Source organism: Granulicella arctica, assembly GCF_025685605.1.
In the GTDB taxonomy this organism is placed as follows: Bacteria; Acidobacteriota; Terriglobia; order Terriglobales; family Acidobacteriaceae; genus Edaphobacter; species Edaphobacter arcticus.
This window is the reverse complement of sequence record NZ_JAGTUT010000001.1, coordinates 1,680,410-1,705,250: the sequence shown is the minus strand read 5'-3', so window position 1 is coordinate 1,705,250 and position 24,841 is coordinate 1,680,410. Positions and strand designations below refer to the sequence as shown.

21 protein-coding genes are annotated in these 24,841 nt (G+C 54.5%); 8 read left to right on the top strand and 13 right to left on the bottom strand.

Annotated elements, in window-relative coordinates; all coding sequences use genetic code 11:
* Positions 1-5: 5 nt before the first annotated feature.
* From OHL20_RS06920 to OHL20_RS06900, 5 genes are all read left to right on the top strand, one after another.
* Entirely contained in the window at positions 6-1,529 is a 1,524-nt protein-coding gene (locus OHL20_RS06920; protein WP_263382467.1) for a sugar transferase, read from the top strand.
* Positions 1,530-1,588: 59 nt separating this feature from the next.
* On the top strand, positions 1,589-2,770 hold the full coding sequence (locus OHL20_RS06915; protein WP_263382466.1) for a glycosyltransferase family 4 protein: 1,182 nt from the start codon (positions 1,589-1,591) through the stop codon (positions 2,768-2,770).
* Complete coding sequence (locus tag OHL20_RS06910) at positions 2,757-3,950, top strand: glycosyltransferase (protein WP_263382465.1); 1,194 nt, start codon at positions 2,757-2,759, stop codon at positions 3,948-3,950. Before OHL20_RS06915 ends, OHL20_RS06910 begins: the two co-directional genes overlap by 14 nt.
* A complete protein-coding gene (locus tag OHL20_RS06905) occupies positions 3,947-5,296 on the top strand; it encodes an oligosaccharide flippase family protein (protein ID WP_263382464.1) in 1,350 nt (449 codons plus the stop codon). Before OHL20_RS06910 ends, OHL20_RS06905 begins: the two co-directional genes overlap by 4 nt.
* Positions 5,297-5,442: 146 nt before the next feature.
* Positions 5,443-6,783, top strand: a complete 1,341-nt coding sequence (locus OHL20_RS06900; protein WP_263382463.1) for an O-antigen ligase family protein — start codon at positions 5,443-5,445, stop codon at positions 6,781-6,783.
* Here the strand turns inward: OHL20_RS06900 and OHL20_RS06895 are convergent.
* From OHL20_RS06895 to OHL20_RS06870, 6 genes are all read right to left on the bottom strand, one after another.
* Positions 6,780-7,598, bottom strand: coding sequence for a 4'-phosphopantetheinyl transferase family protein (locus tag OHL20_RS06895; RefSeq protein WP_263382462.1), 819 nt, complete (start codon positions 7,596-7,598; stop codon positions 6,780-6,782). The two genes, OHL20_RS06900 and OHL20_RS06895, sit on opposite strands and share 4 nt — an antisense overlap.
* Positions 7,588-11,532, bottom strand: coding sequence for a non-ribosomal peptide synthetase (locus OHL20_RS06890; RefSeq protein WP_263384962.1), 3,945 nt, complete (start codon positions 11,530-11,532; stop codon positions 7,588-7,590). Before OHL20_RS06890 ends, OHL20_RS06895 begins: the two co-directional genes overlap by 11 nt.
* 79 nt (positions 11,533-11,611) lie before the next feature.
* A complete protein-coding gene (locus OHL20_RS06885; RefSeq protein WP_263382461.1) occupies positions 11,612-12,883 on the bottom strand; it encodes a cytochrome P450 in 1,272 nt (423 codons plus the stop codon).
* Positions 12,883-14,679 carry a non-ribosomal peptide synthetase gene (locus tag OHL20_RS06880; protein ID WP_263382460.1) on the bottom strand — a complete coding sequence of 599 codons (1,797 nt, stop codon included), beginning with the start codon at positions 14,677-14,679 and terminating at the stop codon, positions 12,883-12,885. The genes OHL20_RS06885 and OHL20_RS06880 overlap by 1 nt, the downstream gene beginning before the upstream one ends.
* A gap of 119 nt (positions 14,680-14,798) precedes the next feature.
* On the bottom strand, positions 14,799-16,220 hold the full coding sequence (locus OHL20_RS06875; protein ID WP_263382459.1) for a UDP-glucose dehydrogenase family protein: 1,422 nt from the start codon (positions 16,218-16,220) through the stop codon (positions 14,799-14,801).
* A 477-nt stretch (positions 16,221-16,697) separates the two neighbouring features.
* Positions 16,698-17,552: a glycoside hydrolase family protein gene (locus OHL20_RS06870; protein ID WP_263382458.1), complete on the bottom strand. Its 855-nt coding sequence runs from the start codon at positions 17,550-17,552 to the stop codon at positions 16,698-16,700.
* A 194-nt stretch (positions 17,553-17,746) separates the two neighbouring features.
* On the opposite strand from OHL20_RS06870, the gene OHL20_RS06865 reads away from it, so the two are divergent.
* Together OHL20_RS06865 and OHL20_RS06860 are read left to right on the top strand one after the other, a co-directional pair.
* Positions 17,747-18,778, top strand: a complete 1,032-nt coding sequence (locus OHL20_RS06865) for a glycoside hydrolase family 43 protein (RefSeq protein ID WP_263382457.1) — start codon at positions 17,747-17,749, stop codon at positions 18,776-18,778.
* Positions 18,779-18,883: 105 nt separating this feature from the next.
* Entirely contained in the window at positions 18,884-19,699 is an 816-nt protein-coding gene (locus OHL20_RS06860) for a GAF domain-containing protein (protein WP_263382456.1), read from the top strand.
* A 26-nt stretch (positions 19,700-19,725) separates the two neighbouring features.
* On the opposite strand, the gene OHL20_RS06855 is transcribed toward OHL20_RS06860, so the two are convergent.
* The 5 genes from OHL20_RS06855 to OHL20_RS06835 all read right to left on the bottom strand — a co-directional run bounded on the left by OHL20_RS06855 (position 19,726) and on the right by OHL20_RS06835 (position 23,380).
* Positions 19,726-20,712, bottom strand: a complete 987-nt coding sequence (locus OHL20_RS06855; RefSeq protein WP_263382455.1) for a family 43 glycosylhydrolase — start codon at positions 20,710-20,712, stop codon at positions 19,726-19,728.
* Between the two features lie 50 nt (positions 20,713-20,762).
* On the bottom strand, positions 20,763-21,224 hold the full coding sequence (locus OHL20_RS06850; protein ID WP_263382454.1) for a peroxiredoxin: 462 nt from the start codon (positions 21,222-21,224) through the stop codon (positions 20,763-20,765).
* Between the two features lie 114 nt (positions 21,225-21,338).
* Positions 21,339-22,109: a glutaminyl-peptide cyclotransferase gene (locus OHL20_RS06845; protein WP_263382453.1), complete on the bottom strand. Its 771-nt coding sequence runs from the start codon at positions 22,107-22,109 to the stop codon at positions 21,339-21,341.
* 4 nt (positions 22,110-22,113) lie between these two features.
* Complete coding sequence (locus OHL20_RS06840; protein WP_263382452.1) at positions 22,114-23,118, bottom strand: ACP S-malonyltransferase; 1,005 nt, start codon at positions 23,116-23,118, stop codon at positions 22,114-22,116.
* 40 nt (positions 23,119-23,158) lie between these two features.
* On the bottom strand, positions 23,159-23,380 hold the full coding sequence (locus tag OHL20_RS06835) for a hypothetical protein (protein ID WP_263382451.1): 222 nt from the start codon (positions 23,378-23,380) through the stop codon (positions 23,159-23,161).
* On the opposite strand from OHL20_RS06835, the gene OHL20_RS06830 reads away from it, so the two are divergent.
* Positions 23,379-23,588: a hypothetical protein gene (locus OHL20_RS06830; protein ID WP_263382450.1), complete on the top strand. Its 210-nt coding sequence runs from the start codon at positions 23,379-23,381 to the stop codon at positions 23,586-23,588. The genes OHL20_RS06835 and OHL20_RS06830 overlap by 2 nt on opposite strands.
* Here OHL20_RS06830 and OHL20_RS06825 read toward each other — a convergent pair.
* On the bottom strand, positions 23,585-24,241 hold the full coding sequence (locus OHL20_RS06825) for a DUF4230 domain-containing protein (RefSeq protein ID WP_263382449.1): 657 nt from the start codon (positions 24,239-24,241) through the stop codon (positions 23,585-23,587). The genes OHL20_RS06830 and OHL20_RS06825 overlap by 4 nt on opposite strands.
* A 102-nt stretch (positions 24,242-24,343) precedes the next feature.
* Positions 24,344-24,841 (bottom strand): hypothetical protein, encoded by a 498-nt coding sequence (locus OHL20_RS06820; protein ID WP_263382448.1) that lies wholly within the window; start codon positions 24,839-24,841, stop codon positions 24,344-24,346.

The following is a 24,841-nucleotide window of genomic DNA, read 5'->3' as shown; positions in this document are numbered from 1 at the left end:
TGCCCATGATTACTGCATTCCCAAAAGCTACCGAGTCCGGCGTTTCTGAAGAAACCACAGCGCCGCTCCTTGTCACCTTCCCGATGACTAATAAGGTGTGGGCTCCACGCAGTCTCCGCGGCATTACCGGGTGGGCATGTCGGTGGACCGACATGTTGATCCTGTCAGCCGTGTTTTTCGGGACGGTTGTTCTTCGTTATTTTCTGCAAAGCCATCGAACGATCTCTGAATTTCTCGCGCTCAGAGTCTCGTTGAAAAATATGCTGATCGGCATAGTTTGCATCCTTACCTGGCGCACGCTTCTGCGTGGGGTCGGACTTTATAACCTTGCGCGTATTAAAAGCTTAAGCGGTTACGCTTTGCGCTGCGTCGCTGGTGTCACCCTCTGTGCGCTGCTCGTCGCCGGTATCGAGATCCTTGTAAAACCCGAGACAAAGATTGTTTCCGTCACCTTTGCTTACTGGGCCTTCTGCCTCACGCTCATGATGATGTCTCGTGCGTTGCTCCTGTATTTCGATCGCTCGATTCGGCCCCATCTTCGCGAGAAGCGAAATCTCTTGATTGTAGGGACGGGCAGCCGCGCCATTGATGTATATGAGGAGATGAAAAGTAACCGCGATCTGGACTACAAGCTGATCGGTTATGTCGACTCAGAGCCTCAAGCCGGCTATGTCTCGAGTGAGGAGATTGTAGGGACAATCGACCAACTCGAACATATCCTAATGCACCAGGTAATCGATGAAGTTGTTATCGCGCTTCCTATGAAGTCGCAATATCAGACCATTGGCGAAACTATTGAGACATGCGAAAAATTGGGTATCCAGTCTCAGTATTTTACGCATCACTTCGGAACCAGTGTTACCAAGAAGCGCTGGTCTACGGGCCGAGCTACTGGTCGTATGGTGCTTGAGACAGTACACCGCGATAGCCGACGTCACCTCAAGCGGGTCATTGACATCACAGGATCATTCTTTGGGCTTATCCTGCTATCTCCCTTTCTGCTTGCGACAGCTGTCGCCGTTAAGCTGACTAGCAAAGGGCCAATTATCTTCAAGCAAGAGCGATTTGGTCTGAATAAACGAACCTTCTATATGTTGAAGTTTAGATCGATGGTAATTGATGCCGAAGCTCGCCAAGCAAAGCTTGAGCATTTGAACGAAACGTCCGGGCCAGCGTTCAAGATCGCAAATGATCCCCGTATTACACCAATAGGACGGTTCATTCGGAAGATGTCCATCGATGAGCTTCCGCAGCTCGTCAATGTACTCCTCGGAGATATGTCCCTGGTCGGACCGAGGCCACTTCCAACGCGTGATGTAAGCCGGTTTTCGGAAGCATGGTTGATGCGTCGATTTTCAGTCAAACCAGGGCTCACCTGTTTATGGCAGGTCACAGGTCGTAGCAATACAGACTTTGACCGCTGGATCGAGCTGGATCTCGAATACATCGACAACTGGTCTCTAGCGCTCGATGCGGAGATTCTCTTCAAGACGGTTCCTGCCGTTCTGAAGGGGCGGGGTGCATCGTGAGAAAGGATCGGACGTCCAGGGATCGAATCAGAGTCCTTTTCTACAATCACACGGGACTCATGAGCGGGGCTGAGCGAGTGCTTCTCGACCTCCTTGATGGGCTTGATCGATCCGTCTTTGATCCTTTTGCAACATGTCCGATAGAAGGCGGGCTGCGCTCACAACTTCACGCGAACGGCGTGCCGACAGTGCCGGTTGGGATATTAGAAGCACGCTTTACGTTGAGCCCTCGCAAGTTATTGCATTATTTTCGCTCTTTCGCTGCTGTGACATTTGGCTTACGGGCGTCAGTGAAAGCCGTGGCTCCTGAAGTCCTTCATGCTAACTCAGTTCGCGCTGGTCTTGTTGCCTCTATCGCAACACTTGGTCTGGGAATTCCTATCATCTGGCATGTGCATGATGACCTGCCGAAGCACCCAATCAGTAGTTTGATACGAGGTGTGGCGTATCTTTCGAAACGCAGCATGTTTCTTGCAGTTTCCAATGCCACTGCATTGGCATTCTGTGGCAACCTCCCCCTCGGGGACAGAACTGAAGTTCTCTACAACGGTATAAATCGTGAGCGTTATCCGGTAAAGACAACAACGGCTTCGATGTTCCGGGAAGAACTTGGACTTACAGGAGAGGACTTTCTAATCTGTGCAGTCGGTATGATCAATCCGCGGAAGGGATTAACGGGACTGCTTGACGCCTTCAAGGATGTATATCTAGCTGTTCCCAGTGCCCATCTTGCCGTTGTCGGGGCTCCGATATTCAACAGAGACGATCTCTACCTTGCAGAGATCCGGGATCAAGCTCACAGACTCGGCATTGAAGATCGCGTCCACTTTACAGGCCCTCGCAGTGATGTCCCGAACGTCCTTCGTTCAGCCGACTTACTCGTTCTTAATGCGTTGGTAGAACCTTTTGGTCTTGTGCTGATCGAAGCAATGTCCTCAGGAACGCCAGTGCTCGCGACCCGGGTTGGTGGCATCCCCGAAATTATCACTGATAACGAGACAGGGTATCTCGTAGCACCTTCTGATCCGATTGCTCTTGCAACACGTTTGCTTCAGGTCATAGATGATCCGGCAGGTCGCTGGCGCGTTGCTTCAACAGCGTTATCGACGGTATGCCCCCGCTTCTCACAAGAACAATTTCGCGTGGGCTATATGGCTTATCTGAGGAAGAAATTCCCCCGTGCCAGCACATTAGTCACTGTAAGTACTCCACTCAATGCGAGGTCCGATGCTCACTCCTGATCAAGAGCGAAGAGCGGCAGGAAATCTAAAGGTCGCGGTATTTCATGACAACTTCGCCCAGAACGGAGGTGCAGAACTCGTGGCTGAGGAGTTGCATCGAGTGCTGAAGGCGAGGTTCCCAACTACGCAGATGTTCTCGACACTATCGGCAGAGGAACGGCTATCGCCCTATCTACGCACTGAAGACATTCATAACACGTGGATGCAATGGCTTCCCGCACGCGCCAAGCTTTTCCGCGCTTACTTTTTGTTTTATCCTTTTGCTGTCGATCGAGTGGACTTGTCCGAATTTGATCTTATTGTGACGAGTTGTTTTGGTTATGCCAAAGGTGTTCGCCGTAGGCAAAATGCTCTCCATATCTGTTACTGCCATACGCCGATGCGATGGGTGTGGCGTACTCAAGACTACTTGTCTCGTGAGAAGAACAGTTTCATAAAGAAAGCTTTGTTGCACTTCCCACTGCGTTGGTTGAAGTCGTGGGAGCTTAGAGCCGCTGCTAATCCGGATATCTATATAGCGAACTCTTCAGTTGTTGCCGAACGTCTGTTTCAGGCATTCGGAGTGCATGCAACAGTGATCCCGCCTCCCATAGATACTGCACGCTTTGCGCCACCCGCCGGTAAGCCTATCAATGATGCTGAAGATTTCTATCTTGTTCTCTCGCGCCTCGTACCGTACAAGCGATTCGACCTTGCTGTTCAGGCGTGTACGAAGAGCAACCGACGTCTTGTTGTTATCGGAGACGGGCCAGATCGGGCAAGGCTTGAAGCGATGGCTGGTCCCACAATCACCTTTCTGGGGCGCGCTTCGAATGAAGACGTCTGCGACCACGCTCGACGATGCCGGGCTCTCCTCTTTCCAGGGGAGGAGGATTTTGGAATCACACCACTAGAGATCAATGCTGCTGGCCGCCCCGTTATTGCATATCGGGCGGGAGGAGCGACAGAGACTGTAGTGGAAGGGGTAAATGGAACATTCTTCGACCGTCCGGATGTGGATGCACTGATCGAAGCGTTAGATCATTTTGAAACGCGAGTTTGGGATGGTGCGGCGATTCGGCAACATGCGCAGGGGTACGATCGTAGTGTATTCGAGGAGCGCATCACCTCATTCGTTGAAAATGCATGGGCTAAGCTCATCGCCGTAGAGGCTGATGATAAGGTTTTGGAAAACACATGAACACGGTAGAAATAGATGATCCGATCGTATCCCGAGCAACTCTTGAGGCAGCCAAAGCCCCTGTACGCGCGGTCGGGCACTCGATCATCAATCGGGTCGGCATCCTTTTTCTTAATGTGAGCACTGGCATTCTCACAGCCAGGACGTTACATCCGGCAGGGCGTGGTGAGCTAGCCGCAATGCTTCTGTGGCCCGTATTTCTTGCAACAGCGACTACGGTCGGAACGCCGAGTGCATTGATTTATCACCTGAGACAACGGAAGAATGAGCGTGCAAGTCTGATCGTGAATGGTCTTCTCATGGTCGTCCTGTTTGGCATATTGGCAGCTGGTGCCGGTGTGTTCTTTCTACCTCACTGGTTGCGGCAGTATCCACCACAGACGATTCGCTGGGCTCAAATTTTTCTGCTTACACTGCCTTTTTGGTCAATACAGATTGCAGGCCAAGCTGCTCTCGAGGCATTAGAACTCTTCTCGTTGTCTAATGTGGTGCAGACGCTCATACCGGTCACCACACTTGCCGGATTATTGTTGTTCCTGGCCTTGCATCACCTCACCCCAATCACCGCAGGCATTGCTTATACGATTGCTATCTTCCCAACTTCGTTCACCATACTGGCTTTTCTGTGGAGACGACGTGTGTCCACTTCTCGCATCGCCGTGAGCCTGGCAACTTGTCGAACCCTATTGAGCTATGGCATACGATCTTGCGGGATCGATCTACTCGGAGCATTAGCGCTCAACATTGACCAAGTGCTCGTCGTCGGCTTGCTCAGTCCGCAGGCAATGGGATCATACGTCGTTGTATTAAGCCTCTCGAGAGCACTTCTCCTTTTTCAAAGTGCAGTTGTCATGGTGCTTTTTCCCAAAGCGGCAGGTCGCTCTCCTGTTGAGATTGTCGGCATGGTCGGGAAGAGTGTTCGGGTTACAACTATGATTACAGCGACCGTTGGGGTTGTTGTATGTCTCCTCGGTCCAACTTTGCTTCGCTTGATGTATGGATCGCAATACCTGTCAGCTATTGCAGCACTTCGGATTCTGGTATTGGAAGTAGTCATCCAAGGTGGCGTATTTGTGATGGCACAAGCGTTCATGGCGATGGGTCGCCCGGGAATTGTCACGATCCTGCAAGCGTCAGGACTGATGTTGAGCCTTCCATTGATGCTGCTTTTCATTCCACGTTATGGTGTGGCTGGTGCTGCAACCGCACTCCTGATCTCCACGGTCGCCCGATTTATTTTGTTGTACACAGGCTTTCGCCTGTTTCTTAAGTGCAGCCCCCCCGATGTTCTTCCGCGCGTCGGAGATATCCGAGAACTGATGATGTTTGCGAATCGAGCACGCTGATGTCTGTCATGACGAACGTCCAGACCTCAGCTGAGAGGAGAACGATAGCAAGCCGTTCTCACAAGCAGAAAACATCAAGCAAGCAAAAGCAGTGTGTCTCTGCCCTTGTGCTCTTCGTCGGCACGGTAGTTCTAGTCGGATCAGTCATGCCGTCTGCTCTCCGCTATCTATATCCAGCTCTGGCCTTTGCATTAGCGATTTTTTTGTTCGTTCGTTCTCGCACCATCTATATCGGCTTTGTGTTCTGGTTATGGTTTGTAAGCCCATTTCTGCGGCGCATCGTGGACTATCGGGCAGGATTTGTTCCATCGAGTCCGCTCCTTCTGGCCTCATTTTTAGCAACGGCTGTGTCCGGGTATGTGTTGGTTACTCGTGTGAGGATGCTTAGTCGGCCAGCTCTGCTGCCATTTTCCTGTGCGCTCGCAGGAATTTTCTTCGGCACGGTCGTGGGCTTCACCCGATATCCAGTAGTCGCCGTGATGCAAGCTGTTTTGAACTGGCTCGTGCCAATCCTCTTCGCTTTCTTCCTTTATGCAGAGCGAGACCGCTATGTCGAGTATCAGGAAGTTATCCAGAGGTCATTTCTATATGGAACCCTTTGGTTAGGCGCCTACGGTGTTTACCAGTTCTTTTTTCTTCCACTCTGGGATCGTCAGTGGATGATCGATCTCGACGCACGTACCTTCGGCGTTCCAGAAGCACTGCAGATCCGCGTGTTCAGCACACTGAATGCACCTGCCACGTGTGCAGCATATCTGATGGCGGGCCTGCTGATCCTGTTTGCCTTGAAGAGCCGAATCCGATTCGTTGCCGCCCCCGTGGCATTTCTTGCTTTCATACTTACCAGCAGCCGTTCCTCGTGGATCGGGCTTGTGTTCGGCATCTTCTACTTGACCGTTCAGCTTTCTAACAAGGCAAGGGTGCGGGTGGTTGCCGGAATACTCACTTGTGTCATCCTGCTCCTTGTGGCAACCCAGCTTCCTGTCCTCGATGTGATGGTGTCCACGCGACTGCAGTCCTTCACAGATCCCAAAAAGGACGTTAGCTATAACGAGAGGGTCGGAGGGCATGTGGTTGCCTTCGAAAAATTATTAGACGAACCTATGGGGGAGGGTATGGGCAGCGTCGACACCGACCATACAACAACAGGCGGTGATGCAAGCATAGGACCGCATGACAGTTCGATTCTGGAGTCGCTCTACTCGCTTGGTTTTCCAGGTTCGATTGTCTATCTTGCAGGAATCATAGTGGCAGGGTTCACGATCTTATTTCGCGTGAAAAAAAGGAGCTCTGATCTCTTTGCTATTGCTATCCGCGCAGTGATAATCGCGTTCTTTTGCCAGTTCTACCTCAACTCCATCTTTGTAGGAGCATTCGGATTTGTTGTGTGGACTGCTATCGGGATGGCGCTTGCGCAGGGAACTCCTAAAGATCTCTCTACGGCTTCTTTAAAGACTGCAAGAGAACTCCTGCCAGTTGGGCTCTAAGCACAGTCCACACGTTGCGCCACCGCTATTAGGTATCGATTCAGCAGTATGACTTGATTAAAGCGCAAAGGGTTTGCGTTCTTGTCAGAATCTGACAGAACAGTCATGTGAACTGACTCAGGGTCCTCGTAGTCGAAGCAGGATTCCGAAATAGGTAAGCTGAGACCTACACCGCGACACTTTGCGTATGCTTCTTTGAGAGTCCAATAACGTAGCATCGCGAAGCCTCGTTCTCTCGCCGGTAGTCGCTGAAGCTTTCTATGCTCTTTGACGCTAAGAATCGTGGTCGAGAGTTCTGTGATGTCTGGACCTGTAATGTCTTCCACATCAATCCCAATTGAGCCGTGTTTGGAGATGGCGCAGACCGCCAAATCTGTAGTCCTAGAAAGATTGAAATGAAGATGATCCACCTTGTGCTCTGCTGAGAGCATGGGCAGACCATGTTCATTCGCTGTAAATTTCCATGCTTCTGGGGTTACAACTGCATACTTACAAAGTACATTCCGTATCAGCAAACGTTTCGCAAAGTAGGCAAGTCTATCCCGGTGATAGCGAAACTTGTCGAACTGGGCCAGCTCGGATTGACTCAGAATAGCCAAAGCCTGGGGATCTGATAGTAGGCATTTTGATGCGTCGCTCAGTTTGAGACACCACAGATCGCAACCTGATATGTTGCTTATGATACGAAAGATTTGCGGGTGATCAGAGAGCCCAACCAGCGCCGATGCCAGAGTTGCTATTGGAATCGCAGCCATTGAGCGTGGCCCAACAATCGGTTCACCACCGAAAGTGTCATCTGGATCTTTAGCTGGCACAGAGTGTTACCAGCTCGTCTGACCGCACTCTCTCGAAGTGTGCTGACAGTGCCTGAGCAATGACTGCAGCATTCTTCGAATCAAGCAACTCATCGTGATGGCCGTCGACGTCTAGACACGTGAGACAAGTAGCAACTGTCTTCCAGCCTGGAAGATAGTCAACCCGCGAAGGTCGATCTCGTGGGAGTAACAGGAGCACATTGCCTGCATAGGTCGGAGGTTTATAGCGGAAAGCGGCGCTTAGAATCGCACCCTCGATTGCTGACATTTCGGTCGCTGCTGCCTTTTCCAAATTAATAAGGCGCATCAAGCGAGACCGCATGTGTCGCAGAAACATGGTAAACCCACCTCGACGCAGAGTTCGCTGCCCATAAAAATGAAGCTTAGCCAGTTCAATGCTCAACGTTTCGATTCTTCGATAGAAGACGGGGTTCTCCGCATCAAGCATTACGAGCGACGCTACTGTATGCCCTGCCAGTTCAAGCTGAACGGCTACTTCATAGGCAAGGATTCCGCTGGTACATAATCCACCAATATAGTAGGGACCGACCTGTTGAGCTTTAATGATAGTTTCGACACAACATTGTGCAAATACTTCGATAGAGGGTTCGGCACTAAGTTCATGCAGATCCTCGGGTGAAATTGTGACACCAAAAATTGGTTGGTCAGGTCCAAAGCTTCGAACAAGATTTTGTATCAGCGGGGGCGGTTGTAGCCAGAATAGCTTTGGCTTTGTGCCCCTCGGCTGAAGTGGGATAAGCCGGGACCTGTCGATGGCGTCGTCAGGTTCTAATAAAGCGACCTGGTCGGCGATGGTCGGAGAGTGGAAGATTGCGGCCATGGAAATTGCTTGGCCGAAGGCGGCATGGATACGTTGTTGTAGCCGTGCTACCAGGAGTGAATGCCCCCCCAGATCAAAAAAGTTGTCGTCCAGGCTGACAGATCGAATGTCAAGGAGTTCGATCCATATAGCAGCAAGTCTTTGTTCCTGCTCTGTTGACGGTACATTCGTAGTCGAATTGTTCGAAATGACTACGGGAGGTTGCAATGACTTCCGATCGACCTTGCCGTTCGAGGTAATCGGTAGAGAGTTAAGGACGACGATGTCCGTAGGAATCATGTATTCCGGTATTCGCAGCTTTAAGAAATCGCGAATATCCTTGATCGCTGGAGTCGCGCCCTGTTTGCCCACAATGTACGCACTGAGACGATTGCCGCCCGATGGATCAGGCCATACTTTGGCCGCTGCTGAAGCGACCTGCACATGTGCTAACAACGAGGATTCTACGTCTTCAAGTTCGATGCGGTATCCGCGAACCTTGACTTGATTGTCCGCTCGACCTTGAATCTCTATCCTGCCATCTTCTCTGTATAGTGCTTTGTCGCCTGTCTTGTATAGGCGTTCGCTGATGCTGCCAACATCTACTACAAACTTTTCAGCAGTTAATAGCGGTTGCCCCCTATAGCCGTTAGCCAAGCCAGAGCCACCTATGTAAAGTTCGCCGGTGACACCTACAGGTACAATCTGGTTTTGCTGATCGAGGATGAACGTATGCGTGTTAGCGATAGGGCGACCCACCGCCACGGGACCGAATCCAGGAGTGACTTTGTGGATCGTCGACCAGATTGTTGTCTCAGTGGGTCCGTAGACATTCCATACTTCTAAGCCTAGCGCAAGAAGGTCGTTCGCGAGGTCGCGGGTCATCGCCTCGCCGCCGCATAAAACCCGCAACTTAGGCTTGCCGCGCCAGCCTATGCCAAGTAGACTGCGCCATGTAGCAGGAGTCGCCTGTAAGACGGAGCAAGAGGAATCGTCTATTGCGCTACTGAGAAGATACGGGTCGAGTGCCACGGTCCGACTTACAAGGAAGATGTGGCCGCCTGAAATAAGTGGCAGAAACAATTCCAGACCCGCAATATCAAAGGAAATTGTGGTGAGCGCAAGCAACGTGTCATCAGCGGTGAAACCAGGCTTCTCCCGCATTGATTCGAGCAGATTCACGATGGCACGGTGTGAGATCTCGACACCTTTTGGCCGGCCAGTGCTTCCGGAAGTGTGGAGCACATACGCAACGCTTTCGAGGTTGATCGGTACTCTTACTTTGACCGGACCGGTACTCTGCTGAACCAAGAGATCTTCCAACACCAGGACGACGGCATCGGTTGGCGGCAGATCTGCTGTCAACGATCGCTGCGTCAGTACTATCTTTGGCTGAGCATCATCAAGACAAAGCTGTCGTCGAGCTTGGGGTGTTCCGGGATCAAGTGGGAGGTATCCAGCACCGGTTTTAAGGACTGCAAACAAAGCCACGGAAAGGTCAAGGGACCGATCAAGGCAGATGGCGACCAGGAGCCCTGGTCCGGCACCCGCTGTTTCCAAGTGTTGAGCGAGTCGCTCTGCCCGTTGGTCTAATTCCATGTAGCTAAGAGACTGATCTTCAAAGGTAACCGCAAGCCTGTCCGGCGTGCGTCGCACCTGAGCTTCAATCGCTTCGTGAAGTGCGAGCTCTGGAATCGACCGTTCCTGCTGATTCCAGGTGACGAGCATTTGATGGCGTTCATCGTCCGTGAGGAAGGAGAACTGACCTAACGTGCAATCCGGCGTCGCGGTAATTGCAGTGAGTAGCTTCTCCCAATGCTTTTCCATGCGTTGGATCGTGGCTTTGTCAAAAAGATCGGTGCTGTACATCAGTCGGACGCCGATATGATCCGGGCGTTCTTCGACTTCGATGTACAAGTCAAACTTCGCTGCTCCGATCACAACGTTTGTCTTTGAGACACTCCAGCCTTCTATGACCGTTTCTGCTTGTGGTTGAACTGAAAGAAATGTCTGGAAAATTGGATGGTGGCTATGGTCGCGATAGGATTGGAGAGCCTGGACGACGCGGCTGAAGGGAACGTCGGCCGCAGCCAGCGCACCAAAGACAGAGTGCCGAACCGCAGCGAGATATTTCGAGAATGGAAGATCTGCGGTGGGGCTTGTCCTTACCGCAAATGTATCAAGAAAATAGCCCATCACATTTTCTAGTTCGGGTCGTCGGCGACCATCGGCGAGGCCGCCGACGATAACATCTTCCTGGCCGCTATATCGAAAAAAAAGGGTCTTTAGAGCAGCCAGCAATGTGATGTATAGAGTCACTCCATGCGCACGGCTCAACTTGCGGAGAGCGTGGGTCAAATCCTTCGTGATCGTGAAGCACTCCATGGCACCACGGTGGCTGAGGGCGGCAGGCCTGGGGCGATCGGTCGGGAGCCGCAAAATGGGAAGCTTGCCTGCGAGTTCACCACGCCAATATTCGAGGTGTTGTTCTATAGCCGGCGTTGAGAGCCGTTTCTCACGCCAGACAGCGTAATCCCCGTACTGCAGAACTGGCACCGTCACAGGGGCTTCCTTGCCTTCTATAAAAGCAGCGTAGGTTGCCCCAAGCTCAGGCAGAAAAGTTCTATGGATAGATACGCCATCGAAGATGATGTGATGCAGCGTCAACTGCAGCCAGTGCTCATTTTGAGAGAGGCGGAAAACACGCGCTCGGAACAGCGGAGGATTTATAAGGTCAAATGGCAGTACGGAATCTTCGGAGGCAAGTCGACATGCCTCGATCTCCCGTTGGTCTTCGGGAAACCCGGTCAGATCAGTTAGGGGAAGTGTCACATGCCATGCGGGATGGATGATCTGAAGTAGATCACCCTCTCGGCTATCAAAGCTCGTGCGCCATGCCTCATGGCGTTTGAGTACATGGTTGAAGCTTGATTCCAGAACGGTAAGGTCAAAGAGACCGTAACGATGAATCGTAATTGCCTCGTTGTAGATGGGCAACTCAGGATCGAGCGCGGTATGCAGCCAGATGCGATGTTGCTCAACAGATATAGGTGTGCGATACCCGGCGGGGCGTGGCTGGATAGAGTCGCTTGGTGTGCGCCCCAGACCAGCCATCCGCTTTGCGAGAAGCCGGCGCTTGGCGCTCGATAACTCCTCCGCGGAGGATGGCTGCTGTGCTGCTACTTCCATAGAGCTATACTTCCTCTGTCTTGGAGTAACCCGGTTTATCGAAGCTCACTTGCAAGGCAGTAAGTCCGTGCATGGCTATGTTCTCTCGCCAGATTGGTTTGGTTGTACGCAGCGCAATTCCAGGCAAACGCTTTAGGAGCGTGTTGAATGCTATTTGCCCGCTCATGCGTGAAAGGGGAGAGCCGAAGCAATAGTGAGAGGCCCATCCAAATGAGAGATGCCTGTTGTCGGCGCGAGTCAGTTCGAGTTCTTCAGGGTTATCAAAACGTGCAGGATCACGATTTGCTGCGGCGAGCACAACAGTCAGCGCATCTCCTTTGCGGATCTGTTTTCCTCCGAGTTCCACGTCCTCGGGTGCGATCCGCCCTGTATGTTGCGTCGGGGCCTCGAAGCGCAATAACTCTTCTACGGCGGATTGAACGATCTCTGGATCATCACGAAGTTGCGCGAGAGAATTGGGATTGCGGAGAAGCGTCAGAATGCCGTTGCCGATTAGATTCGTCGTCTCCTCTAGTCCACCAATGAGCACTAAGATCACATTCGCAACTATCTCTTCGTCGCTGAGCCTATTTCCTTGAATCTCCGCCTCCATCAAGGTAGAGATCAGCCCTTCCTGCGGGTGAATTCGCTGCGTAATAATGACGGAGTGGAAGTATTGTTGTAAGTCCTTCAAGCTCTGGATAGAACTATGAAGGCGGTCTGGATCGTGATCGAAGTTTCCCATCAACTCCGCGAAGTTTGTTGCAAGCACCTTTAGTTGAAGATGATCACCGGTAGGGATTCCGAGGAGAGCCGTGGTAACGATAGCTGGAAAGGGGCCGGCAAAGTCGGCGATCAGATCCATCTCTCCGCAATCCACAAGGCGGTCCAAAAGTTGATCGGCGATCTCCTGAATCTTTTCTTTGAGAGCCTCAACACGGCGCGGTGTGAATGCAACAGAGCAGAGGCTTCGCAGGCGCGTGTGCGTTGGAGCATCCATGAACATCATCTGCTTGAGCATTACCTCGGCATACGGGCCGAGAACAGATAAGCCCATAGCCTCAAGCTGTTCTGGTGTGGGGGTGCGGCTTGCTTTGTACTTTGAAAGAACTGTAACCGATTCTGCATAGGAGGTAATAACCCAACTGTGCAAGAAGGCGTCCCAATGCACTGGCTCGTTCTCTCGCAGTCTCAAGTAGAACGGGTAGGGATTGGAAAGGATCTCAGGCTTCAACATTTGAAGAAGGCTGAAGTCGGCGGCCTTTGGTTTAGATAGTGACTGAGCGATGGCTCCCATTAGTTCGCACCTTGCCGCAGAGCTTCCTCTTCGCTCATTGAGTCCAATTCAGCGATGAGCATCATCTCCACATGCGACGCCAGTTGTTCCACGGTGCCAGCTTCAAAGAGGTCGCGGAGCATGAGATTTACGCCGAATGCTTCGCGAACACGCATGACGAGTCGGGTTCCCATGAGAGAGTGACCGCCAACCAAGAAGAAGTCATCATCTACACCTACCTCGTCGTTTTGGAGGAGGGCTCGCACGATAGAGAGAATTGTCTCTTCAATCGGCGACTGAGGTGCGCGTGACGCTTCTGCGGGAAATAGACTGCCGTCGGAGATAGTTGGCAGAAGCGAAGAGTCAACCTTGCCATTCGAAGTGAGTGGTATTCTCTCCAACTTTACGAACTTAGAAGGAACCATGAAGGCCGGGAGGCTCTGAGAGAGAAAATCCTGCAAATCCCTGGCAGACAGCACGGAACGTTCGACATCGACAGGAAGGATATAAGCGACCAGATGTTTGTCCTCACCGGTTCCAGAAGCAGCGACAACGCTGAAGGCTACAGCTTCGTGTCGGTTCAAGATGCAGGTAATCTCATCCAACTCCAGTCGTTGACCGCGAATCTTCTCCTGGCCATCCATCCGACCCTGGAAGAGAATCTCGCCATTGGCTAATATGGCTGCACGATCTCCCGTCTTATAAAGGCTGCTTCCGGGTACGCTGGAAAAAGGATCAGGCACAAAGCATCGAGCGGTGAGTGCCGCTTGATTGCGGTAGCCACGACCAACGCCGCCCCCGCCAATCACTAGTTCCCCGGTCTCGCCGATCGGGACCACTGATCCATGTTCATCAAGAATGTAAATGGTGGTTCCAGTGATAGCGGTGCCAATTGAAGGAACACCCTTCAGGGAAGAAGGCACCACTCCTGAAGTCGCGACTACGGTGCATTCCGTAGGACCATAATTATTGACGACGGTGAACGGTTGACCTGCCAGAGGAGCCGTGTGGAGCGTATCTCCGCCGGTGAGTAGAAAACGGAGTGGGGTCTCGCTAGGCCACGGTTCGATCATCATCGGCTCGGCGAGAGGTGTCGGCACAAAGGCGATCGTGACCTGCTCAGCGATGAGCCACTCCTGTAAAAGGCGAGGCGATGTGCGTACCATGTCATCGGAAAGGACAACGCACGCACCAGCTGCCAGGTACGGCCACACCTCCCACACCGAAGCGTCGAAGCCAAGGCCGGCGAGGTGACTTGCACGGTCATGGTCGGTAACGCCAAATGTTTTAATATGCCAGTCAATTAAATGCATGAGATTGGCATGAGTAATCTCAACACCCTTCGGCACACCGGTGGAACCAGAGGTGTAGATCACATACGCGAGAGTTTCGGGCGTAATCGCAGGCAGCGGAGAGGAGGGAGCGGCCGCAATTGAGCTTGCTGAGACCTGCAAGTCGAGGAGCGTTCCGGCGTACGTGGAACTTTGGATGAAACCTGACGGAGCGATAAGGATTTTGGCGCCTGAGTCCGACAGAATGTGAAGTATTCGTTCGGTCGGCCAGGATGGATCGATCGGTATGTAGACGCCCCCGGCACGCATCACCGCGAGGGCAGCCGTGATCTGATCAAATGATCGTGGATAGGCAATGGCCACCGCATCACCACCATCCAGACCCGTAGTGATCAGATAGCTTGCCAGCTTTTCGGACATTCCATCAAGTTGTGCATACGAACAGCTTTGATCCGCGCTCTGCAAGGCTCGCGTGCGCGAAATATCGGCCGCACGTGTCGAAATAAGTTCCGAAATGTAGCGCATTATTTTCATACGTTTGAACATTGAACCTGGATGGCCCGCGCCTGTATTTGGACGCGAGCCAAGGATTTGATTACTCAGGCCGCCAAATCAATGTGCACTTCCAGCAATCCAAGAAAGGCCTAGGAAGCAACAGCGTGAATTCCTTCTTTCTCGCGCTTTGCAGGAGATGCTACTTCCCGTCCGACACTGAGGTACGTAAACCCATGCTGCACCATTACGCTGGGCTCGTAGAGATTGCGACCGTCGACTACGATCGGGTAACGCAATACAGTGCTCAATCTGTCCAAATCGATTTGTCCGAATTCTGCCCAATCAGTCAAAATTAGCAATGCATCAGCATCATTTGCTGCGTCGAAAATATCGCTCGCATACCGAAGTTGAGGACCAGCAGGGAGTTCCTGCTGGGTTCGTTTCATTGCGGCAGGATCGAATGCAGCCACTGTGCACCCTTCGGCGATTAGCAACTCGACGATGTCAATGGCCGGGGACTCGCGAATATCGTCAGTATCGCCTTTGAACGCCAATCCGAGGACGGCAATGCGCTTGCCACGCAGCGTCCAGAGGGCCGAACGCACCTTATTCAGAAAGCGCGCTTTCTGGTTCGCGTTGATCTTCTCGACCTCGTTCAACATGCTGAAGTCGATACCCATTTGCTCTGCTACCGAGCGGAATGCGGCTACATCCTTCGGGAAACAGGATCCGCCGTATCCTATGCCGGGGCGGAGAAATTTAGGACCAATACGACTATCCAGTCCGATTCCCTTAGCGACCTGTTCTACATCGGCGTCTGCTGCTTCACAGAGGTTCGAAACGGCATTGATGAATGAGATTTTTACAGCCAGGAAGGCATTGGAGGCATGTTTGATTATCTCGGCACTTTTTGTTGAAGTGTTGAGCAATGGCGGCGGGTTGTTAACATTGCAAGAACCAGCAATGTGTCCTGGTTGCTTGTAGTAGTCACCCGTCGTGAGAGGAGCGTAGATGCTATTCAGCACTGCCGCAGCGCGTTTACTATCGGCTCCAACGACAATTCGATCAGGATGCAGGAAATCAGAGACCGCCGTTCCTTCGCGCAGGAACTCCGGGTTCGAGACCACATCAAATAGGTTGCGTGCGACACCGTTTCGTTCGATTGCTCGCCGAATCCATTCATTTGTGTAGACGGGTACCGTGCTCTTTTCAACGATTACTTTGTAACTCGTCAAAGAGCGAGCGATTTCACAGGCCACCGCTTCCACGTAGGAAAGATCAGCGTCGCCTGTCTCAGACTGAGGAGTGCCGACAGCTATGAAAATTGCCTCGCAAGTGCGAACCGCCTCAGAAAGATCCGTGGTGAAGCGTACGAGGGTGTTTCGATAACGATCTAGCAATTCCGGTAAGTGGTTCTCATGGATCAGGGTGTCCCCTCCGCTGAGGGCTGACACTTTGCGCTGGTCGTTGTCGACACAAATAACTTGATGTCCCATTTCGGCGAAGCATACGGCAGCTACCAAGCCGACATATCCCGACCCCACAACGGCGATAGACGTTTTCTCAATCATCACTAAATAGCCCCTTAGTTACTTGTACTCAAAGGTAACGCAAACAGATAAACTTTAGATTAGTTTTTTTAAATTTATTTAGGTATCCGATGACAGTATGGAGAGCTGAATTACTCAATGGCATCATCCACAAAATAGAAGAAATAATTTGATCTTGCGCAAACCTGACGTCTTTACGAATATCTGTTCCCAGCACGTAACGAAGTGCCGCACCATCCCCGACAGCTCCGGTACCGTGGGGTAGTTAGTTAGAACTGCGTTTTGCGGAGTGTGCAAGGGGCGCGTCCTTGCGTGCGTCGCGATGCTGGATCAGGGCACAGGTCGTTCTGCGTTTGGAGGAACGAGCGGCAACTTCAACCATGCAAGGCCAATACTCCGCCCCATGTGGGAGACGTTATTTCCGCCGGGAGCGTCGTAGAACAGCGCGAGCCGGTTTCTATAGCGCAGCACCGACGGTAGACCGATGCATCGCTTCGATCATGTGCTGTTCTTGCCGTCCAGCACTATGGCTTTATCGGCGGTGTTCCAGTGTTGAAGGTCTTTTGTCCAGTAGGCCCAGATCGCGTCCGTGTATTCCCCGTCCTGGTCTATCCCGATATGGTTCGTAAAGAGGAACCATGTCTTGTTGGTCCGCTCGAAGTAAAGTGAGCTGTTCTCTACCTGCTCTTCGGGCGGAAGAATTGGCTGAGCGTCAATCTTCCAGGTCCCACCTAAATTGGACGTGCGAGCGAGGCTCAGGGTGCGTTTGATCGGCTTGTCGGTTGAAGCGCTGAAGAACTGTAGATACTCACCCTTGTTGGGAATGATCTGCCCCGGACTGGCTGTGGCCGAGTAATAGGTGCCGGGCTCCGGACCAAACGGTGTAACGTCGGGGTCCTTGATCCAAGGGCCAGTTGGCGAAGAGGCGTGGGCTTTGAGTGTTAGGTAGGGAAAGGCCGGAATACGGTCCGGTGCCGACGTCGCGTGCGGGGTACCGAGGTAGAACATGTGCCATGTCCTGCCATCGAAGAAGGTTGTGCCATAGGAGGCGCTTGCTGAATCGCGTGACCCAGGCGCTCCCAAAGTGAGTACAGTACCGTGCTTGGTCCAATGAACCAGATCTCTGCTGGTAGCGAGGGCCGTCAGCCATCCGACTGCGCCAGCGGCGTCATAGTGCATGTAGAACTGCCCCTGATAGGCGAAGACCCAGACGTCCCGCGCTCCATACTGGTCACACTCGCCCGGACAGTTGCCGTAGGGGAGAACAATACCTTCATCTATTAGGCTAAAACGCTTCGTGGCAGCTGGACGCCCGTCCGCATAGCCCTGTGTCTTACCTGAAGCAGGAGCCATCGGCGAAACACAGGTTAGGAGTAAGAGCCACTTCGCTTTCGTTCTTTGCATAGTCAAAGAGTAGTGCACCCTGACGGTTCTCCTGGAGACGGCGTTGTGTCGGCAACAAACTGACAGTGAAACGACTCTGTGGATGGAGGGTATCGCAGAGCGCCGTAGCTAACGTCGTATTGAGGCGCTAGAGTGGTTTGCCTATGCGTAACGCTCTTCTACTTGCAATTCTGTTTGCGTCGAGCCTGGTGATTTACGCCGAGGACTATCCACTGACGCTGCCGGCTATGCCGCTGCATGATCCGTTCATCCTCGCGGATGCCGCTTCGAAGACCTATTTTCTTTACACCTCGAATGTTGCATCCCTTACCGGGGAGCAGCGTCGCGGCACAATGGCCTATACGAGCAAGGATCTGAAGCACTGGTCGAAGCCCGTGGTGGTGTTTACGCCTCCCGATACCTTCTGGGCGCATGACGGTGCGTGGGCGCCAGAGGTTCATCTCTATCGCGGACACTTCTATCTCTTCACCACACTGCACAACGAGGCGAAGCTTATACCGCAGCCATCGCCGCTGGGTCGGGCGACGTATATGCGCGGAACCCTGATTGCGATGGCGGATCAACCTACCGGACCCTTTGTGCCGCTGAAGCAGGATGGCCCGGTTCCGCCTGCCGACTTTATGACGCTCGACGGTACGCTCTACGTCGACCGAAGCAATCAGCCGTGGATGGTCTACGCGCATGAGTGGTTGCAGAAGACGGACGGGACCATCGAAGCGGTTCCGCTTAAGGCTGATCTCAGCGAGGCCTCGGGTAAGCCGATTCATCTACTGAAGGGGTCTGATGCGCCGTGGTTGAATGAGGACATCGTGCCAAGCGCGCGCGGTTTTGTCTACATTACCGATGGTCCTGAACTCTTCCGCACCAAGGACAATCATCTGCTGATGCTCTGGTCCAGCTACGAGCATGCCCATGGCGTGACGGATGCGGGCAGCAGCTATGTCCAGACGGTTGCCCGCTCACGGTCCGGCGAGATACAGGGTCCGTGGGAGCAGCTCACGCCTCTGGTCCACGAAGATAGCGGACATGGGATGCTCTTCCACACCTTCGACGGCCAGTTATTGCTGGTGCTGCATCGACCGTTCCGCAACGCGCGGGGCAAGATCTACGAGATGAAGGACGCGGGCGACCATCTCGAGGTGATTCGCGAGCGCATGGACCTGGACGGCGAATGAGGCTGGGCGTTCAGCGCTCTTGAATGGCGTTGCCTGAATATTCAAAACTAAGCCACAGAATTACGTTTCCATCTGTCGCATAGGGAACGTAGACTAGTTGCAGGCATGAAACAGTCGGTGGAAGAACTGGAAGAGGTGGGGTTAGAAGTTACTGACCTGACTGATGCCACCCTCATCGCAGGGCGGCGGCTGCACTCCCGGAATGGTGCGATGCAGATGGAGGGGTTGCACCGGCTCGGTGTCGCCTTTGTAGAGCATCCGGATACCATTTTGCAGGAGTTAGCCAATGCTGCCGTCCGGCTATGTGGAGCGGACAGTGCGGGCATCAGCATTGAACGAGCCGATAAGACCGATGTGGACTACTATCGGTGGGTTGCGACGGCTGGCGAGTATAGCGGGTTCTTGGATGCGTCGCTGCCGAAGTCCCCGAGCGCCTGCACGGTGTGCCTGGAGCGAGGCGGCCCTCAACTCTTCCGGGTAAAGAAGCGATTCTTCGACATTCTCGGAGTAGAAGCTGCACCCGTGACGGACGGGATTCTGCTGCCGTGGGAGGTGGAAGATATGCGCGGGACGATTTTCATCATCTCCCACAGCCGCGAAGAGGCTTTTGATGGCGAAGACCTTCATCTCATGCAGATTCTGGCGAACTTCGCAGCGATGGGCATCCGGCATCAGTCTCAGCAGCTAAGGATTCTAGCCCAGGCGCGAGTGAGCGCAGCAGCAGCCATGGCGAACGATCTTGCTCATCAGATTAACAATCCATTGCAAGCTCTGATCAACCGATTGTTTCTTGCCAAGCAGAACGAAGGCATAGGGGATGAGCGGTCGCTGGCTGTGAAGTTAGAGGTCGACTTCGATCGGCTCTCCATGCTTGTGAAAGATCTTCTCGAACTTCCAAAACGGATCGTTGACGCCGGCTGATCTCGCCCACGCGCTATTGTGCTTCGTCACGGGATGGTGGTCTCGCCGGTGTGGGTGTCGATGGTCCAGGGTTGGGGCTTGGGCAGGAGGAGAGTGGTGTCGCGGATTTCGAGCGGCATCCAGATATAACGCGAGTCCCAGAGCTGCTTTGGCTGCCAGCGGTCGCCGACGTAGATGACCGAGGTGGTCTTGCGGCCCTTGACCTTGATGAGCATGCTGGATTGCGAGTCGTAGGTGTTGGCTTCGGGTGGAGCGATGTCGCGCATGGTGGACCAGGGACCGGCGAGCGAGGTGGCGGTGGCGTAGACGTTGGGGTTGGGTCGCCAGCCGGAGAGGTGTGAGCCGAGCACGTAGTAGAGGCCGTTGATGTGCATGACGGCGCCGCCTTCGAGCGGGGCTTCGATGAAGGAGACCTGCTTGGCGACGTCGAGGTAGTCGGGGGAGAGGCTGGCGATGAAGAAGCCGTGCGTGGGGCGGGATTCGAAGATGAGGTAGGGGGTGCCGTCGTCGTCGACGAACTGGCCTATGTCGCGGCTCTCCTGATTGAGTGGGCGGAAGCTCCGTACGTAGGTGTAGGTGCCGTCGACGGTGTCGCTGGTGAGGGTGGCGACGCGGGCTAATTTATAGCCGGGCGAGTCGAGGTGGACATACATGACGAACTTCTTCGTGTGCGGGTTGTAGAAGACCTTAGGGCGCTCGAAGACCCAGCCTGTACCGAGGTTTTCGGGGTCGGCGAGGGCGACTACCTGCCGGTGATAGTGCCAGTGGATGAGGTCCTTCGAGGAGTAGCAGGCGACGTAGCGTTTTGCGGGATCGTTGGTGCGGGTGCGGTCTTCGCCGAACCAGAACCACTCATCTTTGAGGTGAAGGATGCCACCGCCGTGAGCCTGGATGAGTTCGCCACGGTTGTCTAGCCACTGCTCGCCGGGGCGGATGAGGTTGGTGGACTGGGCGTTGGCCCGTGCGGCGGATATCACCAGGAAAAGGATGATGCAGAGGCGGCGCGTGCTCATAGGGTGGTCACCTGCGTTGGTTCGGAAGTCCAGGAAGGCTTAGCAGCCGACTACTTGTGGTTCTTGAGGAGAGTCAGGACTTCCTCGGCGTGACCTTCGGGTTTGACTTCGTCGAAGATGTGGATGAGGCGCTGGTCGGGCCCAATGAGGTAGGTGGTGCGCTTGACGCCTTTGACGAGCTTGCCGTACATGTTCTTGGGCTTGACGAGGTCGTAGCGGTTGATCAGTTCCATGCCGGGATCGGCGAGTAGGTCGTAGGGAAGGTCATATTTGGTCTGGAACTTCTTCTGATCTTTAACGGTGTCGCGGGAGATGCCGAGGACGACGATGTCAGCCTTCTGGAACTTCTCGAAGGCATCGCGGAAGCCGCAGGACTCGATTGTGCAGCCGGGGGTGTCGGCGCGGGGATAGAAGAAGAGGACGACCGGAGAACCCTTGAAGTCGGTGAGGTTGATGGTCTTGTTGTCCTGGTTCTGGAGGGTGAAGTTTTCGACGATGTCGTTGATTTGCATAATTCCTTTTCAGTATGTGGACGGAAGGATTCACTCCACAGATAAGAAAGCATACCCCAGAGGCTAAAGCCCCATGCTCAGGAGGCGCGGGAGGTCCAAGGCTGATGCCCTGGATTATCTGGGTGCTGGAATGACTTTAATCTCGAAGATTTTGGGCCACTGCTTGCCGGTGACGAAGAGACGGTTGTGTTGTGCGTCATACGCTATGCCGTTCAGGACGGCTTCATTATTGATCTTTTCGTTAGCGGGCAGGAGGCCGGTGAGGTCGATCCAGCCGAGGACTTGGCCATCGCGAGGCGAGATACGGGCGATGCGGTCTTCGTGCCAAATGTTGGCGTAGATCTCACCCTTGATGAATTCAAGTTCGTTGAGTTGGTCAACGTCCTTCCTGCCATCGCGGACGACGATGTGCCGTGTCTCCTTGAAGGTGGCGGGGTCGCGGAAGCGGAGTGTGGCAGTGCCGTCGCTGGTGATTAGTTGGGTTGCGGAATGGGTCATGCCCCAACCTTCGCCGGTGTAGGTGAACTGCTTGACAGGACGGAGGCTGAAGCGGTCATAGACAAAGCAGATGTTGGATTGCCAGGTCCATTCGTAGAGATTAGAACCCCAGTCGACTATGCCTTCGCCGAAGTATTGTGGCGGCAGATCGAGGCGCTGGATTGGCTTGCCCGTCTCAGGCTGGATGGCAAGCAGGGAGGAGTGGCCCTCGAGGCCGGTTCCCTCGTAGAAGAGGCCGTTGAGGTAGAAGAAGCCCTCGGTATAGCTTTCGGTGGAGTGCGGGTAGGTCGCAACGACTTTGTAGGTCGAGGTGGGGGCGGTCTGGGCGAGCGCCGCTGTTGCAGTGAGGGCGGCGGTAAGCAGAAGAGCGCGTGCAAGGGTGTTCATTGTGCTACGACTGCAGTGCGGCGAGGATTTTTTCGAGGGAGGTGGTGTCTTCGACGTTGAGGCTGGATTGCGCTCGGTCGATCTGGCGTAGAAGACCGGATAGGACTCTGCCGGGACCTACTTCGATGAAGTGGGTGGTGCCTTGCTGGATGAGGAGTTGGATGCACTCGACCCAGCGAACTGGTGCGGTGACCTGGCGGACGAGGCAGTCGCGGGCGTCCGCGTCTCGGGTGATGAGGCGGGCATCGACATTGCAGACGACAGGTACGGTGGGGTCGGCGAACTTGATGCCGGCGAGATCGATAGTGAGCTTCGCCTGCGCGGGCTGCATGAGGGCGCAGTGGAAGGGTGCGCTGACCTGCAGCATGACAGTGCGCTTGGCTCCGGCAGCTTTGCAGAGGTCTGCGGCGTGCTGGACGGCTACGGCTGCTCCGGAGATGACGGTCTGGTCGGGCGAGTTGAGATTCGCAGGCGAGACGACGATGGAGTTCGGCGAGTATGCCTGGGCGATGGGGTCGGTGGTGTCGGCTGCAGCGGGGTGGGTGAGGTCGTCGGAGGCCTTGGCGCAGAGGTCGTTGATCTGGTCGGCGGGGAGGCCGAGAATGGCGGCCATGGCTCCCTCACCTGCGGGGACGGCCTGCTGCATGTAACGCCCACGGTTGCGGACGGTGCGCACGGCGTCGGCGAAGGTGAAGGTTCCGGCGGCTACGTGAGCAGAGTACTCGCCGAGGGAGTGGCCGGCGGCGAAGGCGGGGTTGATGCCCTTTTCCGCAAGGACACGGGCGGCGGCTACGGAGAGGGTGAGGATGGCTGGCTGGGTGTGCTCGGTGAGCTTGAGGTCTTCCTCGGGGCCTTCGAAGATGAGCCTGGACAACGGGAAGCCGAGAGCTTCGTCGGCCTCATCGAAGATGGCGCGGGCAGTGGGGAAGTTGTCGTAGAGATCGCGGCCCATGCCTACGGATTGGGAGCCCTGGCCGGGAAAGAGAAAGGCAAGTTTCGGTGTACTCATCGAGTGTGATGGTAAACCAGCGAGGTTACGATCGGCTTGGCTAGATGCCCAGGCCGAAGTCGAAGTCCTGCTCGTCGCCGGAATGGGCGTAAAAGTCGTAGGGGGTTCGACGGTTGAATTTGTAGCGGATGCGAAGTTCGCGGCCTACGACGACGCCAATGGCGAGTGCGCCAACGCCCGCAGAGACCCAACTGATGGTTTTGAGGAGAGGAGACTTGGATCCGGGGAGATGATCGGCAGCGACGGCAGGGAGATCGGACATGGCTTTAGACAGATTTCTGCCGATCTTCGTATCGAACCGGCGGCTTGTATGCAGGAACTTCATGGTCTGGATGATAGCGCAGGTTGAGGGGGGCTGGCTGAGGTTTGTTGAAGGGAGGTACCAGGATGGGACCGAGTTTGTGGTGTTCGGAGAGGCTATTGTCGCAAAGGCTTGGGCCGAGGCACCTGCATCAGTATCGACGGACTAGGTAACGTCGACGCTCTGGAAGCCGAGGCCAAAAAGAAGGGTTGTCACAGTGGATCGGGCATTTTTGCGGGCCACGTCAAGGATGCCGTCGGCGAGGGCTGCCTTTTCAAGCTGCTGCTGGGCGCGGGCGCGGGTGTCGGACTCCAGATTCTGATCGACGGGAACAAGGATCCCGGTGGAGCGGGCGTAGACGCGGGTGTGCTGGTTGTCGATGGTGGTGACGAAAAGCTGCGAGGCGGGAAGGGTGACGTGGATGGAACGATTACCGTCCCTGTCGTCGATGCGAACGTCTTCGGGCTTGAGCTTTGACAGATCGATCCCGCCGATCGACTGACCGTGGACGACGAGCAGAATACGGTCTCCGGCGATGAGGTCAGGTAGGACGGTGCTGGACTTTGAGCCCTCGACGACGGTATCGAGGGAGTAGACGACGGTCTCGAGACGATTGAGACGCTGGATCTTCTCGACGACTGCGGGGACGGAGGTATCGAAGGTGGAGGTTCGTCCGGTGATGAGTGAGGCGAGGCGTGCTGGCAGGCCAGCGGTGGCGTTATGTATGAAGACGATGACGATGATGGCGCCGAGGACAAGTGCGACGATGAAGGCGAGGAAACTGCCGGAGGACGTACGGCCGGAGTTGTACTGGGTCGTCATGGGTGGGGCTTGTCCTTTGTGCTGCTATCCATACCGTAGCATTTTGTACGGCGGACGACGGTGTACAAAGGCCTTGCCGCGCGAACTCTAGGGTGAAACTTCCTACTGAGGCGGTGCGTTGATCTGAGTGGGGACGGGGGCGTCTTGAGTACCCGGGGGTTGAGGAGTGGGTGAGATACCGGGCTGCGCCGAGGAGCCGGGTGCGTCCTGAATGCGGGGCTCGCTCTGGACCTGCTGGTCGAGCTGCTGGCGCTGCTGGAGGATTCGATTCTGGTCGTCGATCTCGCGCTGCTGGTCGGCCTGCTGCTGGCGGAGGAGACGGGCATCAGCGGCTTTTTGCTGGGCGGTTACGGTGGGCTGGGACGGCTGGATTGGCTGGGACGGCTGGCTTTGGACGGGAGCCTGTGCCTGTTGCTGACGCAGCAGCAGGCGTCTGCGACGGGCTCTGCGCTGGGCAGCGGTAAGGGTTGACTTTGCTGGCGCGCTGGACGCCGTCGGAGATTGGGCTTGGCCAGTCATCCGAGCTGGAAGCAGTTGCGGGAGCGCGAGCAACGATCCGAGGAGAGCGATGTGGAGCGTGCCTGCCAAGGATTTGTGCAT